This is a genomic window from Actinoallomurus liliacearum, assembly GCF_039542035.1.
In the GTDB taxonomy this organism is placed as follows: Bacteria; Actinomycetota; Actinomycetes; order Streptosporangiales; family Streptosporangiaceae; genus Actinoallomurus; species Actinoallomurus liliacearum.
Genome location: NZ_BAABHJ010000002.1, coordinates 94347 through 110806, shown reverse-complemented (window position 1 = coordinate 110806; position 16460 = coordinate 94347). Strand labels below are relative to the sequence as shown.

General features: G+C 72.4%; 14 protein-coding genes. 6 read left to right on the top strand and 8 right to left on the bottom strand.

The genetic code is table 11. The annotated features are described in order from the left end of the window. Positions 1-15: 15 nt before the first annotated feature. Positions 16-636, bottom strand: a complete 621-nt coding sequence (locus tag ABD978_RS02960) for a TetR/AcrR family transcriptional regulator (RefSeq protein WP_345347812.1) — start codon at positions 634-636, stop codon at positions 16-18. Between the two features lie 75 nt (positions 637-711). On the opposite strand from ABD978_RS02960, the gene ABD978_RS02955 reads away from it, so the two are divergent. Together ABD978_RS02955 and ABD978_RS02950 are read left to right on the top strand one after the other, a co-directional pair. After that, positions 712-1731 carry an NAD-dependent epimerase/dehydratase family protein gene (locus tag ABD978_RS02955; protein ID WP_345347809.1) on the top strand — a complete coding sequence of 340 codons (1020 nt, stop codon included), beginning with the start codon at positions 712-714 and terminating at the stop codon, positions 1729-1731. A 231-nt stretch (positions 1732-1962) separates the two neighbouring features. Beyond that, positions 1963-2652, top strand: a complete 690-nt coding sequence (locus ABD978_RS02950) for an HAD family hydrolase (protein ID WP_345347806.1) — start codon at positions 1963-1965, stop codon at positions 2650-2652. A gap of 76 nt (positions 2653-2728) precedes the next feature. Here the strand turns inward: ABD978_RS02950 and ABD978_RS02945 are convergent, their stop codons facing one another. The 4 genes from ABD978_RS02945 to ABD978_RS02930 are packed head-to-tail and all read right to left on the bottom strand — an operon-like array spanning position 2729 to position 7387. Beyond that, positions 2729-3775, bottom strand: coding sequence for an alcohol dehydrogenase catalytic domain-containing protein (locus ABD978_RS02945; RefSeq protein ID WP_345347803.1), 1047 nt, complete (start codon positions 3773-3775; stop codon positions 2729-2731). Then, a complete protein-coding gene (locus tag ABD978_RS02940; RefSeq protein ID WP_345347800.1) occupies positions 3772-5034 on the bottom strand; it encodes an aspartate aminotransferase family protein in 1263 nt (420 codons plus the stop codon). Before ABD978_RS02940 ends, ABD978_RS02945 begins: the two co-directional genes overlap by 4 nt. After that, the gene (locus tag ABD978_RS02935) at positions 5034-6458 is read right to left on the bottom strand and encodes a trehalose-6-phosphate synthase (RefSeq protein ID WP_345347797.1); all 1425 of its coding nucleotides are present in this window, start codon (positions 6456-6458) and stop codon (positions 5034-5036) included. Before ABD978_RS02935 ends, ABD978_RS02940 begins: the two co-directional genes overlap by 1 nt. Before the next feature lie 2 nt (positions 6459-6460). Then, positions 6461-7387 carry an SDR family oxidoreductase gene (locus ABD978_RS02930; protein ID WP_345349545.1) on the bottom strand — a complete coding sequence of 309 codons (927 nt, stop codon included), beginning with the start codon at positions 7385-7387 and terminating at the stop codon, positions 6461-6463. Positions 7388-7596: 209 nt separating this feature from the next. On the opposite strand from ABD978_RS02930, the gene aroB reads away from it, so the two are divergent. From aroB to ABD978_RS02910, 4 genes are all read left to right on the top strand, one after another. Next, positions 7597-8769 carry a 3-dehydroquinate synthase gene (aroB, locus tag ABD978_RS02925; RefSeq protein ID WP_345347794.1) on the top strand — a complete coding sequence of 391 codons (1173 nt, stop codon included), beginning with the start codon at positions 7597-7599 and terminating at the stop codon, positions 8767-8769. Next, positions 8766-10760, top strand: a complete 1995-nt coding sequence (locus ABD978_RS02920) for a TIM barrel protein (protein WP_345347791.1) — start codon at positions 8766-8768, stop codon at positions 10758-10760. Before aroB ends, ABD978_RS02920 begins: the two co-directional genes overlap by 4 nt. 31 nt (positions 10761-10791) lie before the next feature. After that, a complete protein-coding gene (locus tag ABD978_RS02915; protein WP_345347788.1) occupies positions 10792-11961 on the top strand; it encodes a sugar phosphate nucleotidyltransferase in 1170 nt (389 codons plus the stop codon). A 517-nt stretch (positions 11962-12478) separates the two neighbouring features. Beyond that, complete coding sequence (locus ABD978_RS02910; protein ID WP_345347785.1) at positions 12479-13078, top strand: GNAT family N-acetyltransferase; 600 nt, start codon at positions 12479-12481, stop codon at positions 13076-13078. Positions 13079-13167: 89 nt separating this feature from the next. Here ABD978_RS02910 and ABD978_RS02905 read toward each other — a convergent pair whose 3' ends face one another. Genes ABD978_RS02905 through ABD978_RS02895 form a run of 3 tightly spaced genes read right to left on the bottom strand, consistent with a single transcriptional unit; the run spans position 13168 to position 16458 of the window. Then, on the bottom strand, positions 13168-13878 hold the full coding sequence (locus tag ABD978_RS02905; RefSeq protein ID WP_345347782.1) for a YcnI family copper-binding membrane protein: 711 nt from the start codon (positions 13876-13878) through the stop codon (positions 13168-13170). A 32-nt stretch (positions 13879-13910) separates the two neighbouring features. Continuing rightward, positions 13911-14633, bottom strand: a complete 723-nt coding sequence (locus ABD978_RS02900) for a hypothetical protein (RefSeq protein WP_345347779.1) — start codon at positions 14631-14633, stop codon at positions 13911-13913. A 58-nt stretch (positions 14634-14691) separates the two neighbouring features. Continuing rightward, entirely contained in the window at positions 14692-16458 is a 1767-nt protein-coding gene (locus ABD978_RS02895) for a copper resistance CopC/CopD family protein (protein ID WP_345349542.1), read from the bottom strand. Positions 16459-16460: the final 2 nt, after the last annotated feature.

Here is a 16460-nt window from a genome sequence, read left to right as displayed (position 1 = left end):
TGGAGCCTTCGTCGATTACCGCCGATCTCTGGGGTGTACATCGACGAGCCGGAGCATCGCGGGGAGCAGGTCGCTCGTCAACGGATCGGCGGCTTCCTCGTCGATCGCTCCCTCCAGTGCGAGGGTGGTGTAGCCGTGCACGAGCGACCACACTGCGTAGCTCTGCACCAGCGCGGCGCCCTCGGCCGTCTGCGCGGCATCCGTGCCGCGCAGGACGCGATCCAGGGCGCCCAGGGCGCGGTGCTTCTGCTCGGCCAGTTCTGGATCGTTGTAGTCGAACTGCGTCATGCGCCACATGAGGTCGAACAGTGCGCGGTTGTCCCGCGCGAACGCAACGTATTCGAGTGCGAGCGCCGCCACCCGCTCGCGCACATCGCGCCCGGAGAGCTCCACCGCCTCGAGGCGCTCGCACAGCTGGCGGTAGGCGCGCGTGGCGAGCGCGCCGAGGAGCCCGCCTGTATCGCCGAAGTGGTGCTTGGGCGCGGACTGCGAGACGCCGGCGCGTCGGGCTGCCTCGCGCATGCTGAAGCCGGCGACGCCGCTCTCGGTCAATACCTCCAGCGCGCTGTCGAGCAGCGCCGCGCGCAGGTTGCCGTGATGGTAGCGATCACCGGTCCTGGACTCTTCGGTCACCATGATGCCTGCATCTTGACAGTGAGTAGATCATCCGTAAACTGCTCACTGAAAAGATAGCAGGTCGATGGGGTGGATATGGCGGACAGGGTTCTGGTCACGGGCGTCTCAGGGTTCATCGGTGGTCACATCGCCGCAGAGCTTCTGCGCCGCGGGTATGCGGTCCGCGGGTCGGTACGGTCCCCGGCCCGCGCCGACGAGGTGCGCGCTGCGATGGCGACCGCAGGCGCGGACGATGCCTTGCTCGAGATCGTGCAGCTCGAGCTCCTCTCGGACGAGGGCTGGGCGGCCGCGACCGCGGGGTGCCGTTTCGTGCAGCACGTTGCTTCCCCCTTCGTCACGGCGAAGCCGAAGGACCCCGATGATCTGATCCGTCCTGCCGTTCAGGGCACGACCAGGGCGATCGATGCCGCGCTCGATGCGGGCGTGGAGCGCGTGGTGGTCACTTCTGCCCTCGCGACGGTGCAGTACGCCCCGGCGCGAAAGGGTCACGTATTCACGGCATCCGATTGGACTCCGCTCGAGCAGCGTGGTCTCGGCGCCTACGTCACCTCGAAGGTCCGCGCCGAGCGCGCGGCGTGGGACGTCACCGAGCGACGCGGCGCACGCGACCGCCTCGCCGTCATCAACCCGGGCGGGGTCATCGGCCCGCTTCTCTCCGACGACCCGGGAACCTCGGTCACGGCGATCCAGCAGATCATGGCAGGCGCGCTGCCGATGATTCCCGACCTGCGCCTTCCCTGGATCGACGTACGAGACGTCGCCGACGCGCATATCGAGGCCATGACCGCCAAGGCGGCGGGCGGCAGCCGCACGATCGTCGCCACCGATCCGTCATCGCTGATCGAGGTCGCCGCGGTGCTGCGGGAGAGGCTTCCCGAGGCGAGTAGGAAGATGCCCACCCGCGCGATGCCGACCTGGCTGACCTGGGCCGCGAGCATGTTCGAACCTCAGCTTCGCGACAACCGATGGCTCATCGGCTTGGCGCAACGCTTCGACCGAGGACCCGCCGAGGCGCTCCTCGGCCGGCCTCTCCGCTCGATACCCGACACGATCGAGGAGACCGGCCGCAGCCTTGTCGAGCACGGACTCGTCTGATCCCGCGTCCGCTCTCGGCCGGAGGTTCCATGTCTCACGGTAGTGCGCGGCTGACCGTCTTCGCGTAGGCCGTCGGAACCACTACCGCAACGACACCTCGGTATGGGACAAGCGCTGACCGGTCGTTAGACGAACGCCCGCCCCGTCATCACAGACCGCCACTTTGGGGCTGGGGACACGTTCGGGAGCAGGACGCCGGCCCGGGCCGCCCGCCGCCCTATGCTGGCGCCCGTGGATCAACTCGCCGACGCCCGGGCCGAAGCCGTCCTGTTCGACTTCTCCGGCACCTTGTTCGACGACACCGGCGTGCTGGACCCGGCCGCCCTCGCCGCGGCCGCCGCCCGCCACGGCGTACGACTCGACGAGACCGGTGCCGCGGAGGTGATCCGGCGGACCCTGCGGCACGTCGACTCACCCGAGGGCTTCGCCGCCCGGGAGGGATGCGACCTGTCACCGCAGGCCCACCGGAGGGTCTGGACCACGCTGATCGCCGACGCCGGCCCGTTCGAGGCCCCGCTCGTCGAAGCGCTCTACGCCTGCCTGACCGACCCGCACGCCTGGCTGCCCTACCCCGACACCGTCCCGGTGCTGCGCGCCCTGCGGGAGGCAGGGGTGCGCACCGGAGTGCTCAGCAACATCGGCTGGGACATCCGGCCGGCCTTCGCGCGCGTCGAGGTCCTCGACGCGCTGCACACCGTGGTGCTGTCCTGCGAGCACGGCCTCGCCAAACCCGACCCCGCGCTGTTCGCCCTGGCGTGTGAGCGGCTGGGCACGCCCCCGGGACGGGTCCTGTACGTCGGGGACGACCCCGCCAAGGACGGCGCGGCCGTACGCGCCGGGCTGCCGGTCTACCTGCTGCCCAGCGAGCGGTCCGCCGGCGCGGCGCGGGGCCTGGCCGCGGTCCTGCGCCTGGTCCGCTGACCGTCCGGACCCGGGCCGCGGTCCCGGCGTCGGCCGTCCCGGCCGCGCGCCGCCGCCCCGCGCCCGGGCGGGCCGGTCACGGACGGGCCAGCACCTTCCCGAAGCACCGCTCGGCCGCCATCCGGCGCAGCAGGCCCGGCAGTTCCGGCAGCGCCACCTCGGCGGTGATCAGCCGCTCGACACCGAGCCCGTCCGGTGCGCCGGCCAGGGCACGCAGCGCCAGCGCGAAGTCGGCGGGCGTGGTGCCGTAACTGCCGCCCACCCGCACCGGCCTGCCCCGCCACCGCGCCGCCGCCACCAGCTCGCCGCGCCGCACCCGGTCCAGGTCGCAGTCCAGGCCCGGGAGCCGGTCACCGGCTGCGGTACCGCCGTACAGCATCACCAGCCCGCCCGGGCGGACCAGCCGCAGCGCGTGTGTCAGCAGTTCGGGCAGCACGAAGCTCGTGGCGACGACCACGACGTCGTGGCCGCCGGAGGGCGCCTCGGCCAGGCGCATCCCGCCGGCGCCCGGCAGCATCCGCCGCGCCGACAGGAACGCGAGCCGGTCGGCGTCCCGGTTGACCAGCGAGACACCGGCGCCGGCGGCCTCGGCGAGCCGGCTGATGAGCACCCCGGCCGTCCCCGCCCCCAGCACGCACATCGCCGCGCCCCGCAGGCCGGCGCGGCCCAGATGCCGCCCGGCCATGGTCAGGCAGTGCGCCGCGCACGCCAGCGGCTCGGCGAAGACCAGCCGCCGCTCCGGAACCCCGGCGGGGGCCAGGGGGAGTGCCCGCGCCAGTGGCTCGTCGTCCCCGCCGACCCACATCGCGCGGGCGAACCCGGTGCCCCGCAGCACCGGGACGTTCGGGTCGAGGCAGACCCGGGCGCCCACCGGCAGCCGCGGCGTCGAACTGCGCGCCACAACCCCGACCAGCTCGTGGCCGAACTGGCTCGGCCCGGGCCGCCGCCCGGCGATCTCCTTCAGGTCCGAACGGCACACGCCCACGACCAGCGGTTCGACCAGCACCGTGTGCGCGCCGTCCGGGCGGTGGGGCCGGGCGCGCGACAGCAGCGGCCCCGACCCGGTCAGCTCCACGCTCAGCGGGCCCGGCGGCGCCGGGCCGGTTCCGGGGAGGGCGTTCACGGCCGCAGCGTCTCCAGCGCCTCACCGAACCGGTCGGCGATCAGGCCGGCGTCCTCCACCGACAGCACCAGCGGCGGCCGCAGCTCGATCACGTTGCCCAGGCCGTGCTCGGACACCCGGGTGATCACCGACCGGTCGTACAGGGCCTTGTTCAACGCGGTGGCCAGCCGGGGGGAGCGGGCCCCGTCCGGCTCGACCAGCTCCACGCCCAGCATCAGCCCGACCCCGCGCACGTCCCCGACGCACGGGAAGTCCGCCCGCAGCGCGCGCAGCCGTTCCAGCAGCACCGCGCCCGACGCGCGCACCCCGGCGAGGAACTCCGGGCGGCGGACCTCCTGCAGCGTCACCACCGCGGCCGCCGCCGACAGGGTGTGGCCGCCGTAGGTGAACCCGTGCATCGAGCGCGGCATGCCCACCAGGCGTTCCTCGGTGAGGATCGCGGCCAGCGGGAACCCGCTGCCCGTCAGTCCCTTCGACAGCGTCATCATGTGCGGTGTCACGCCGAAGTGGTCGGCGGCGAACAGCCGGCCCGTGCGGCCCAGGCCCGTCTGGTTCTCATCGAAGATCAGGATGATGCCGCGTTCGTCGCAGAACTCCTTGAGCCGCCGCAGGTAGCCCGGGGGCGGGACGACGTTCCCGCCCACCCCGCTGATCGGCTCGATGATCATCGCGGCGACGCTACCGGAGCTGGCGTAGGTGATGAAGTCCTCGATCCGGTCCACGCACCACATGCCGCACCGGTCCGGCGTCTGCCGGTAGAAACAGCGGAAACAGTACGGGTCGGGGACGTGCACCGCACCCGGCAGGTGGTACGGGAACGGCGCCCGCATCCGCGACGTCCCGTTGTAGCTGGTCGCGGCCACGCTCTGCCCGACATGCCCCCGGAACGGCACGATCACGTCGCGCCTCCCGGTCACCCACTGGGCGATCTTGATGGCGCCCTCGTTCGCCGTCGACCCGCCCGAACTGCGAAGGTTCACCCGCGTCAGCTCCGGCGGGCTCATCTCCACCAGCAGCTCCATCACCCGGTCGGTCGGCTCCGTACGGAACGACGAGCTGGCGAACACCAGGTCATCCAGCTGTCCCCGCACCGCCGCCAGCACCGCCGGATGGTTGTGCCCCAGCACCAGGTTGAACGTCCCGGCCACACAGTCCAGGTACTCCCGGCCGCCTTCGTCCCAGACCCGCACGCCCTCACCGCGCACCAGCCGGGCCTCGCCCAGCTCGTAGTACGCGAACGCCCCCGGACCGGCCTCCATCAGCGGACGCCCAGGCTCTCGAGCTGCGCGGTGACCCACGCCTCCAGCGTCCACGGCCGGGCGGTCTCCCGCCGCCGCCGCGCCGCCTCGGCCCGCTCGCCCGGCCCGGCCAGCAGCCCCGCGGCGATCGCCTCGCCCTGCTCCACCAGGTCGAACGGGTTGACCGTCCGGCACACCGGCCCCAGGATCTCCGCCGCCCCGGCCAGCTCCGACAGGACCACGTCGGCGTCGCGCTCGTTCACCAGCGGAGCCTCGAAGACACTCAGGTTCTGGCCGTCCACCGTCGAGTTGAACATCAGCAGGTCCGCCCGCTCGAAACAGCCGAACGTGTGACCGACGTCGTTGTCGCAGTGCACCCGGATCGTGCCCGCGCCCAGCGCGGCGTTCGCCTCGGCCACCGCCCGCTCCACCCGCCTCTGGTACTCGGCGTTGGCCTCGACGTACAGCCGGTTCGGGTTCATCCGCACCAGCATCCGCGTCCCGCGCAGCCGCTCGTTCGCCTCGACCGCCGCGACGAACGCCCGCACGGCGCGCTCCCCGTTCTTGATCGGGTCGGTGCGGCCCGAGTGCACCACCAGCGGACGGTCGCCGGCCCACTCGGCGACGCCCTCGGGCAGCCGCGCGTCCCGGCGGTGCAGCGTCTCGGGGCTGTAGCCGAGCGGCTGCGTGCACACCTTCGTCACGTGCCCGCCCCGCCGTACGGTGCCGGCGGCGGCGTCGACCTCGGCGTCCGGCAGCAGGTCGGCCACGCACGCCAGGAAGTTGTCCGACCAGCGGCGCGCGAAGAACCCGATGACGTCTGCCGCCAGCATGCCCTCCAGCACCCCCGTCCGCATCATCTTCGGCAGGATCCGCCAGTAGTCCGCGGCCGGCCAGGGGATGTGCACGAACAACAGGATCGGCGCGTCCGGGCGCTCGGCCCGCAGCCGCTGCGGCACCCGCACCAGCTGGTAGTCATGGACGAGGAACACCGGGTCGGGCTCACCTTCGGAGCGCCGCAGCAGCTCACCGGCGAAGTCCTCGGTGAACTCCCCGAACCGCTCCCACGCCGCCCGGGTCTCGGCCCCGAACGACGGCCGCGTCCACCGGTCCCACCCGTAGTTGTTGCCCGCCCACATCAGCTCGGCGGTGAAGAAGTCCTGCACGATCCGGAACGTGTCGCGGTCGTGGCGCAGCTGGTGCAGCCGCACCCCCCGCCCCGACGGCAGCTCGATCCGCATCCCGTCCGGATGCTCCAAGGCCGCCTGGTGGTCCGCGTCGCTGTCCGCGCTCACGATCCACGCCACGTCCAGGTACCCGGCCTGCTCGGCGACCACGTTCCCGGTGCCGCCGGGCGCCAGCCACGCGCGCAGCCGCCCGGTCTCCGGCTCGGGCGCGTAACTGACGACCGCGCGTTTGCTGGCGAGGAAGACGCGCTTGCTCACTCTCACTCCTCCACGGATCGGGGGGCGGGGACGGCAGGAGGCCCTTCGGGGGCGAGCGCCACCGCGGCCAGCCGCCGGGTGCCCTCATCGACGTCGACCGGCCACAGCCCGGCCAGCTCCGGCAGGTCCGCCGCGTGCTCACTGTGCAGGCAGGCGTTGCTCGGCCGGCACGCGTACGCCGTGCCGGCCTTGCCGACGGCCCGGACCAGGTCCTCGCCCAGGCCCAGGCCGGCGGCGATCCGGCGCGCCCACGCGTACCGGGACAGCCGCTCGGGCCCCGCCAGATGCAGCACCCCGGTCCGCCGGGTCCGCACCAGCTCGGTCGACCAGGCCGCCACGTCGTCGACGAGCACGGGGGTGTTCCAGTGGTCGTCCGGGGCCTCGACCGCGCGCCCCGCCCGCAGCGAGCGCACGCAGGTGGTGAAGTAGTTGGGGCGGTGCCCGTCCGGATCCCAGCCGTAGACCAGGCTCACCCGCAGCACCAGCGCCGCCCCGGTGTCCAGCAGGGTCCGCTCGGCCGCCAGCTTGGCCCGGCCGTAGGCGTTGGCGGGGGAGACCTCGTCGGACTCGCCGTAGCTGTCCCGCGTCCCCGCGAAGACGTTGTCGGTGGAGACCAGCAGCACCGGGAGCCGCCCGGCGGCGGCCGCCAGGTTCACCGCGCCCGTACCGTGCGCGGCCATCGCCTCCCGCGGATGCTCCTCGCACCAGGTGATGTCGGACGGGCCGTGCACGATGACGAGGGAGTCCGGCGCCACGCCGCGCACGACGTCCCGGCACGCCCGCGCGTCCCGCACGTCCAGCTCGCGCCACTCCAGGCCCGCCGCGGACCGCGCCGCGGGCGGCCGCCGCGAGCACAGCACCGCCCTGCCGCCCAGCGCGCGGATCCGGGCGCCGATGCGGCCGCCGAGGTAGCCGCTGCCCACCACCATCGTCAGCACGCCGCCACCCCCGGCGTCCGGGTACGCCCCGCGTCCCCGACAGGGCCCGCCCGCCCGGCCCACCGGGCATCCGCACACTTACGCATCGGGACTGATCATTGACAAATCTGGTGTTTGCCAAACACATCCGTTAAAAGGTTATGGTGCGGACCGATGGGGTAACTCCGACACATTTGGTCGATCTAAGTAAGGGAAGAAAGATGGCCGTAAACGGTCACGTCGTTCACGACCGCATCCCGTTGTCCACGACCCCGTCGGCCATTGAGGTCACTCACCAACGAAACGACACCTACCGCATCCACGTCGCAGCCGATCCGGCAGCGGCCACCCAGGCGCTCCTGGCCGAACTCGACGGCCGCCGTGCCGCGGTCATCACCGAACGCACCGTCGCCGCCCTGCCACCGGGCGACCTCACCCGCACCCTCCAGGAACACGGCCTGCTGCTCGGCAACATCGCCGTCCCACCGGGGGAGCGCAGCAAGACCCTCGACACCGCCTACCTCCTCATCGACTGGCTCACCCAACTCGACCTCGCCCGCCGCGACGTCGTCATCGCCCTCGGCGGCGGCGTGATCCTCGACACCGTCGGCTGGGTCGCCAGCGCGTACATGCGCGGAGTGCCCTACATCAACGTCCCCACCACCCTCCTCGCCCAGGTCGACGCCGCCATCGGCGGGAAGGTCGCCGTCGACCACAACTCCGCCAAGAACCTCGTCGGAGCGTTCCACCAGCCCCGCGCCGTCATCTCCTGCCTGTCCTACCTCGACACCCTCGACACCAGACAGACCAGCGCCGGCCTCGCCGAAGCCGTCAAAAAAGCGATCATCGCCTCCCCGGAGCTGTTCGAGTTCATCGAGAACCACACCGACGACCTCCTCCACCACCGCCGCCCCGCCACCGAGACACTCGTCCGCGCGGCCGGCGCCATCAAATCCGAACTCGTCGGACGCGACCCCTACGAACAGGACCTGCGCCGCCCCCTCAACTTCGGCCACACCGTCGGGCACGCCGTCGAGACCACCACCGGATACGGCCCCGTCCTGCACGGCGAGGCCGTCGCCTTCGGCATGACCATCGCCGTCGACATCGCCCGCGCCCGCGGCCTGCTCGACCCCGCCGTCGCCGACCGCATCACCCACCTCCTCACCGACCTGGACCTGCCCGTCCGCCTCCACCAGCTCCGCGCCGTGCCCCCCATCGACGACGTCCTCACCGCCCTCGGCAAGATCCGGCAGATCCGCGACGGCAGCCTGCGCTTCGTCCTCCCCGTCGAACTCGGCACCACCCTCATCACCGACGACGTCACCGAAGACGAAGTACGCGCCGCCCTCCTGCGCGCCACCGCCGAGGACCTCCCGGCAGGCCGCCCATGACCGCACTGTGGGCCGTCGACGCCGGCGGAACCACCACCTCCGCGATCCTCCCGGCGCCGGATCCGGGGGCCATCACCACCCACGGCCCCATCAACCCCGCCTCCGCCGGATCCGACACCGCCGACCACAACCTGCGCGCCCTCCTCCACGACATCGCCCAGGCCCTCGACGGCCGCCCCGGCACCGGATGGCTCGCCACCGCCACCGTCGACCTGACCACCCCCGGCACCGAACCCGACCGCCTGCGCGAACTCGCCCGCCACGCCGGCCTGCACGGCAGCCTCATCCTGTCCAACGACGCCCTGCCCTGGCTCCTGGCCCCACCGCTGCACGGCCGCGGCGTCGCCCTCGTCTGCGGCACCGGATCAGGGTTCATCGCCGCCGGCGACCACCCCCGCCTCGCCCGCGTCGGCGGCTGCGAATACCTCGGCAGCGACGAGGGCAGCGCCTTCGACCTCGGCATGGCCGGGCTGCGCGCCGCCGTCCGCGCCGAGGACGGCCGGGGACCGGCCACCACGATCGGCGCCCGCCTCACCGCCCGGCACGGCCGGCCCCCGGCCGAACTCGCCCGCCGCCTCGCCGCCTCGGCCTTTCCCAAGACCGCCGTCGCCGCCCTCGCCCCCGCCGTCTGCGACGCCTGGCTCGACGGCGACGAACCCGCCACCGCCCTCGTGACCGCCGCACTCGACGAACTCATCCTCGGCGTCCGCGCCGCCCACGACCGCGCCGAACTCACCGGCCCCTGGTCCGCCGCCGCCGGCGGGGGAGTGCTGCGCGGCTGCCCGGAGATGCTCACCGAACTCGACCGCAGACTGCGAAACGAACTCGGGGCCGCCCACGTCGCCCCCATCACCGAACCGGTCACCACCGTCCACGCCGCCCTGCGCCACACCCTCAAGGACGGCCGGCTCGACCCACCCGGCGGCCCGGCCGGCACCGCCGCCTGGCTCATCGACCTGGACCCGCCGCCACCCCGGCCCCGGCGGCCGGCACCCCCACCACGCCGCCCCCGCATCGGCGACCCGCCGATCACCATCGGACTGTGCCTGGCCGCCTGGGGCGGCTCCGACCTCACCACCGCCCTCCAGCACGCCACCGAGACCGGCGCCGACACCCTCGACCTGCCCACCGACACCACCACCGGCCTGCTCGACCTGAACCGCTGGTCCCACGACGACACCTACCGCGCCGACCTGCGCACCGCACTCACCGGCGTCGACGTCGGCTGCGTCAGCAACAGCCGCGACACCCAACTCCTCCTCGGCCCCCACGGCCCCCACACCGACCCCGTCCTGCACGGCACCGAACAGGACAAACACGACCACGCCCTCCGCCACGCCCGCGACACCATCCGCCTCGCCGCCGACCTCGGCGCGCCCCACGCCCGCCTCATGCTCGGCGTCCCCGACCTCACCCGCTGGCTCTCCTGGTGGCACAGCCCCGTCACCTGGGACGACAACATCACCACCTGGTGCGAACGCGCCCACCCCATCCTCACCCTCGCCGCCGAACACGGCGTGACCCTCCTCATCGAACCCCACCCCAAACAGGTCGCCTACGACCGCGCCAGCACCCGCAGGCTCCTCGACGCCGCCGCCCGCACCGAACCCCGCGCCACCGTACGGATCTGCCTGGACCTCGCCAACCTCGCCGCCACCGGCCACGACCCCGTCGACGCCGTACGCGGCTGGGGCACCGACCTCGCCGCCGCACACGCCAAAGACCTGCAACGCTGGACCACCACCCAGGCCCCCCACGGCGCCGGCTGGTCCCGCTACGGCCCCGGACCACCCATCCGGTTCCGCGCCCTCGGCGCCGGCGAACTGCCCTGGCCGACGATCATCTCCGCGCTGCTCGACGAGGACTTCCACGGCACCCTGTACGTCGAACACGAAGACGCGCTGCTGCCCCGCGAACAAAGCGTCCACGTCTCGACACGGCTCCTGCGCGACCTGCTCCCACAGCACGCTCCCCAGGGACGCACCTGGTGACCCGCCCGCACCCACGTCGGAGGAGGACCCGATGACCCTGCACGACGTACGCGCGGCCCTGCTCGCCGGCGGCCTCGGCGAACGCATGGGCCACCTCACCGACACCCTCTGCAAACCCCTCGTCCCCTACGCGGCGTCCTGCCGCCTCGTCGACTTCAGCGTCGCCAACGCCGCCCGCTCCGGCGTACCGGAGATCGTCCTGCTGTCCCTGCACCGCGAACGCGACCTCATCGACCACCTCCGCGCCCACTGGGACGGCAGGGGAGTGCGGATCAACTACGGCCCCCACGACCACCTCATCCGCTCCGGCGCCCTCGCCCCCGGCGAACCCCTGCCGCCACGCCCACCCGAAGCCGGCACCGCCGACGCCCTCCTCACCAACGCCGACCACGTCTTCGCCCCCGGCGCCCGCGACATCCTCATCCAGCACGCCGACCACGTCTACGTCCACGACTACGGGCCCATGGTCGCCGCGCACCGCACCGCCGGCGCGGACGCCACCATCGGAGTGCAGCGCATCGAACGACGCTTCGTGCACCTGTTCGGCATGGTCGACGTCGATCCGGACCTGCGCGTACGCCGCCTGGTCGAAAAACCCGCCGAGCCGACCTCCGACCTGGTCTTCACCGCGTTCTGCCTGTTCCGCGCCGACGTCCTCCACGACGTCCTGCACTCACTCGCCGCGCTCGGGCAGGACCGCTGGCAGCACGACATCAGCCGCGACGTCCTGCCACTCATGATCCGTGAAGGACGGCACGTCCAGGCGTACCCGATCACCGGCTACTGGGCCGACATCGGCACCGTCGAGCGCTACCACCTCGAACAGCTCAAGCTCCTGGACCGGCCCTTCCCACTCCCACCCGACACCCTCCCGCGCACCCTCACCGACGCGCCCCCACGCCACCTCGACGGCCCCCGCAGCCTCGCCGGCGCGGACGTCACCGTGCCACCCGGCGCCGTCATCCGCTCCAGCGTCCTATTTCCCGGCTGCGTCATCGAACCCGGCGCCGAAGTGAACCGGTCCCTGATCCTGCCCGGAGCGACCGTACGAGCCGGCGCCCGCCTCGACGGAACCATCGCCGCCACCGGCGAAGACATCACCGGCACCCGCACCGGCCTGGCGGGCCTGACCCCCACTCGAGCCGCCGGCCCCCCGGACCCGACCACGGCAGCGAGGGAACCGCGGCACCCGCAACCGTGACCGCCGGCGGGACGGCCGCACCTCCCGCGACAGGACACCCGAAAATTCCACCACAGTGCGATTGCGCCGAGCGCCCACCACCGTACGGTCAAGATCGACCCGCTCCATCCGGACCGGGCCCGTCCGCGCCAAAGAAGCGGACGCCGATCGCAGAGCAGACAAAGGAGTACAGCATGGCCACTCCGCACCTCCCCAGCCGGCCGACGATCGAGCGGCCGACGGTCAGGCAGCCGCGGCCGATCCAGACGCCGCCGCCCATCCGGCGTCGGCCGCGAATCGGCTGACGGCACCGAGCAACTGCCGCTGAAGCCGGCCCCATCCCAGCAGCCCTCCGCCGTCAGGCGGGGGGCTGCACCCTTTCCGGCTCACGGGCCGGATGCCCGGGCCACCGGCGAGGACACGCAGCAGACAGTGCGCCGTGACACCGTCCCCTGAACCCGGACTGACCACTCCACCCAGCCCAGCCGCCGGGAACTACCGTTCAAAGACGGGCATTGAGTCCATGGAACGATGGGGCATGCTCACGCTGACGGAGATCGCCGAGGAGCCGCGCGTCCTGACGTACCGCGTGAACCTGCGCGACGGCGCGGAACTCGTCCTCCGGCCGCTCACCCACGCCGACACGGAACGGCTGGCCGGATTCTTGTGCGGGTTGTCCGCCGAGTCGAGACGGTACAGCACGTTCGACGGATACGATTTCGCGGCCGCCCGGGAGCTGTGCGCCGCGATCGCACGCTACGACAAGCTTCGGCTGGTGCTCGAAGAGCCGGCCTCCGGCGGGATCGCCGGCCTCTTCGAGTTCAGCCTCGCCATCACCGCCGGGGACATCGCGCGCTATCGCGCAGCCGGCGTTCACATCACCGAGACGACCGACTGCCGCTTCGGCCCCACCCTGGCCGACGCGTACCAGGGCCGTGGGGTGGGGACGCTGGCGTTCCCGTCCCTTGCAGAGGTCGTACGCCGGCTCGGCAGGACGAGGATCATCTTGTGGGGAGGTGTCCTGGCCGACAACGTCCGCGCCATCCGCTTCTACGAGAAGAACGGCTTCCGGCACGTCGGATCGTTCACCGACCAGAACAGCTCACGGTCGTTGGACATGATGCTCGACCTCCCGTGAGCCGCCCACAGCCCAGCCTCCCCGAAGACCATTCCGGCTCACGAACCCGGGCGCCCGGGCCGCGCCGACACGCTCGCCGCTGCGGACTCTCAGCGGCGCGACGCGCGGAGCGCCATCACGGCGGACGCGAACGCGACGACCACAGCCACCACGGACAGCCACAGAGCCCAGTACGCGACGGTGTCATCCGCCTCGGAGACCGCGGCGCTGCGGGAGGCCCGCGCCGGCGCGTCCCCGGCCGGTTCGGCGCCGGTCTTCGACGGGGGCAGGAGCCGGAGCACCGGAGCGGGGTGCTCCGGCTCTGGGCCGTTCGCCTGCTGCTCCTGGATCCAGCGCACCACCTGACCGTCGCCGTAGTACTGCAGCGCCTTGAAAGTCATCGAACCGGCCTTCGGCAGCGGCCCCACGCTCACGGCGAACTCGTCGTACTCGTCCGGTCTGATCCCCGCCTTCGGGTCCTGCGCGGTCCAGATGATCTCACTGACCGCCTCGGTGACCTTGGCGCCGTCCGACTCGACCGGCGTGGCCAGCTTCGTCTTCTTGATCTCATAGGACCAGCCCGGGCGCGCCTTGACGCGGACCGACGCCAGCGGCGCACCCGACGGCAACTGGACGTCGACCTTGACGGTGTTCGCGTCGTCCCGCTCATTCGGGACGCGGAACACCAGGGCGGCATAGTCGCCCTGCGTCGCGGTCTCCGGAGCGACCGTCACGTGCGCCGAGGCCGCGGTGGCCCCGAACCCGACCACAAGCGCCGCCCCGACGGCGATGACCGCGCCTCGGACGGAATGCCGCCACATATGTTCTCCCACTGATCATCAGATGAGCCGGCTCAGCCGAGCCGGCCGAGCGTGGTCTTCGCCAGTTTCTCGGCCTTCGCGCTGGAGTCGGCGCGCTGACCGATCTTGTGGATCTCCGCGTAGCTGAAATAGATGACGGCGTTCGCCTTGTGCGCGACGACGGTCGTCAGATCGTCGTACGTCGTGGTGCCCAGATCCGGCGGCGCCGTGTGCGCGAGCTGCTGCGCGAACCCCGTCCAACCCCCCGACTTGAACGCACGACTGTTGATCTTGTAGTCGCCGACGATGATCGGCGGCCCGCCGAGAATCGTGAACGACGCCGGACACTTCGCCGACTCGGCCAGCACGGCCTTCATCCCCGTGTCCGCCAGCGCGTTGGTCGTGAAGACCACCGCGCCCTGGGTGACCACGGGAAGCGAGGACTGTTCCGGGTTGGGCGGGCCGACGATGAAACGACCAGTCGAATTGCCCCCCACCGGCTCGACGTCCGGCTGCACCGCCACGGTGATGTTGTCGGCACGCTGGACATAAGGACAGGTCGGCACACTGTTCGGCGGCGTGTAGATCACATGCGAGCCGTGATCGGAGTCCTGGACCTGGACCGCGCCCTTGCCGATGTCCTTGACGGTGACGAATCCCGACTGGATCGACTTCACCGTGTACGGCGGGTGGGTGAGCTTCTTGCCCGAATCCGAGCCACAGCCGCCCACGGCGGCCGACGCCACGACCGCCGCGCCGGCCACCAGCGCCACCACGGGACGCCGCCTCAGCCTGTCACGAAGACCTGCGAGCCTCATTTCGTCTGCGATCCTTTCAACGCGCCGTGAAGGAGAAGTGCACCGGCACCTCGTCGAAGTCGGAGGTGCGGATGTTGAGCCACAGGTCCCACCGGCCCGGGTACGGAATGGACATCGCGCTCGCGACATAGTGGCCCGGCTCCGCCGCGGACACCGTGACCGGCAGCGCACCGATGTCCTTGCCGACCGGTGCCAGCCGGCCGGAGACCTCAGGGACGTTGACCAGCGACCCGCCCTTCGCCACGAGGTAGATGTCGGCGACATTGGACCCCCGCCTCGCCGGCGTCAGCCTCAGCTCGACATGACCGCCGTCCAGGCCGGTATGCGTCCCGGCCGCCGCCGGCACGGCGACCGTCGCCCGTACCGGCGGCGCGTAACTGCTGCGGGCGGGAGCCGTGTTGACCAGAACCGAGGTCACCGACAGCACGACGACGCCGAGAACGACCTCGGTCGCCACCGACACGCGCAGCCGGCGCAACTCTCCGGCGGGCACGTCCTCCGCCGGGTCCGACCCGCGGCGCCGGACGAAAGACCGTCCCCGCGCCGCGAGCGCGACGACGAGGAGCACGAGACCGAACTTCACCAGCAGCAGCCGACCGTAGGTCGTACCACCGAGAGCGCCGAAGGTCCCCACCTGCCGCCACGCCAGATACAGGCCGGTCACCGCGATCACCGCGAAGCAGACCTGCGCCAGACCGGAGAAACGGGGGAGTGCCGGCCGCAGGTCACGCACGCGCTCTGAGCGGCCGGCGGCCGGACCGACGACACACGCCGTGAGCGGGACCAGACCGCCGAACCACACCGCGATGGCCAGAAGGTGCAGGCAGGTGACGGGAACGGCCAGCCACGCCTGTGAGCCGGTGTGCGCGTGGTCCGTGAGCGGCCAGGTCAGCACCAGCGCGACCCCGCAGACCGCGCCCAGGATGAGCGCGGCCACCGGTACCCGCGCCTCCGCGCCGTCCCCGTCGGCCCCGCCCCGGTGCCGGACCACGACCGCGAAGACGACGGCGAGCACGACGGCGGTCCCGAGGCGCGCCGACAGGGCATGGCCGAAACGTGTGCTCAGGGTCAGCCGCAGGACGCCGGGGTCGAACGCCGTCGCCAGCGACCTCCCGGTGCCGTACGGGCCCTGGGCGAGGAACACCACGACGGTTCCCACACCCAGCGCGGCGAACCCGGCCCAGACGACGAGCCGGCCACGACGCCGCCCCAGCCCGCCGGGCCAGATGACGCCGAGGAAGACGACACCCCCGAGCGTGAGCGCCAGCCCCAGGAACGCCAGGCCACGCCCGACGCCGTGCACCACCGGCGTCACCCGGCCGGTCCCCGTACGAGGGGAGGCGACCGCGGCGCTCGGCGCGCCGACACTGAACCGGAAGGCCCCGGAGACGGCGTGCGAGTCCGCGGACACGACACGCCACGCGACCGTGTAGGTCCCCCTGGCCAGGTCGGCGGGCAGCGCCGCCGCCGCGGTGTTCGCCTTGCCCGCCGCGTGCACGGGAGCACCGACCCGGACCTCGTCGCCGTTCGGGTCCAGGAGCTGAATCGACTCCGGAGTCAGCGTCACCGCTTCGTTGAAGCGAAGGACCGCCTGCCGTGGCGCGGAGCCCACGACCGCGTTGTCGACGGGGGAGGATTCGAGGAGCACGGCGTGGGCCTCGGCGGGACGGAACAACGCACCGAACGTCACCTCGGCGGCGAAACAGCCCACGGCCAGCGCCGCGACGAGGAGGACACGCAGAACCCGCCGGTGGTGACCGCCGCGTTCGGCCGCGCGAAACATGA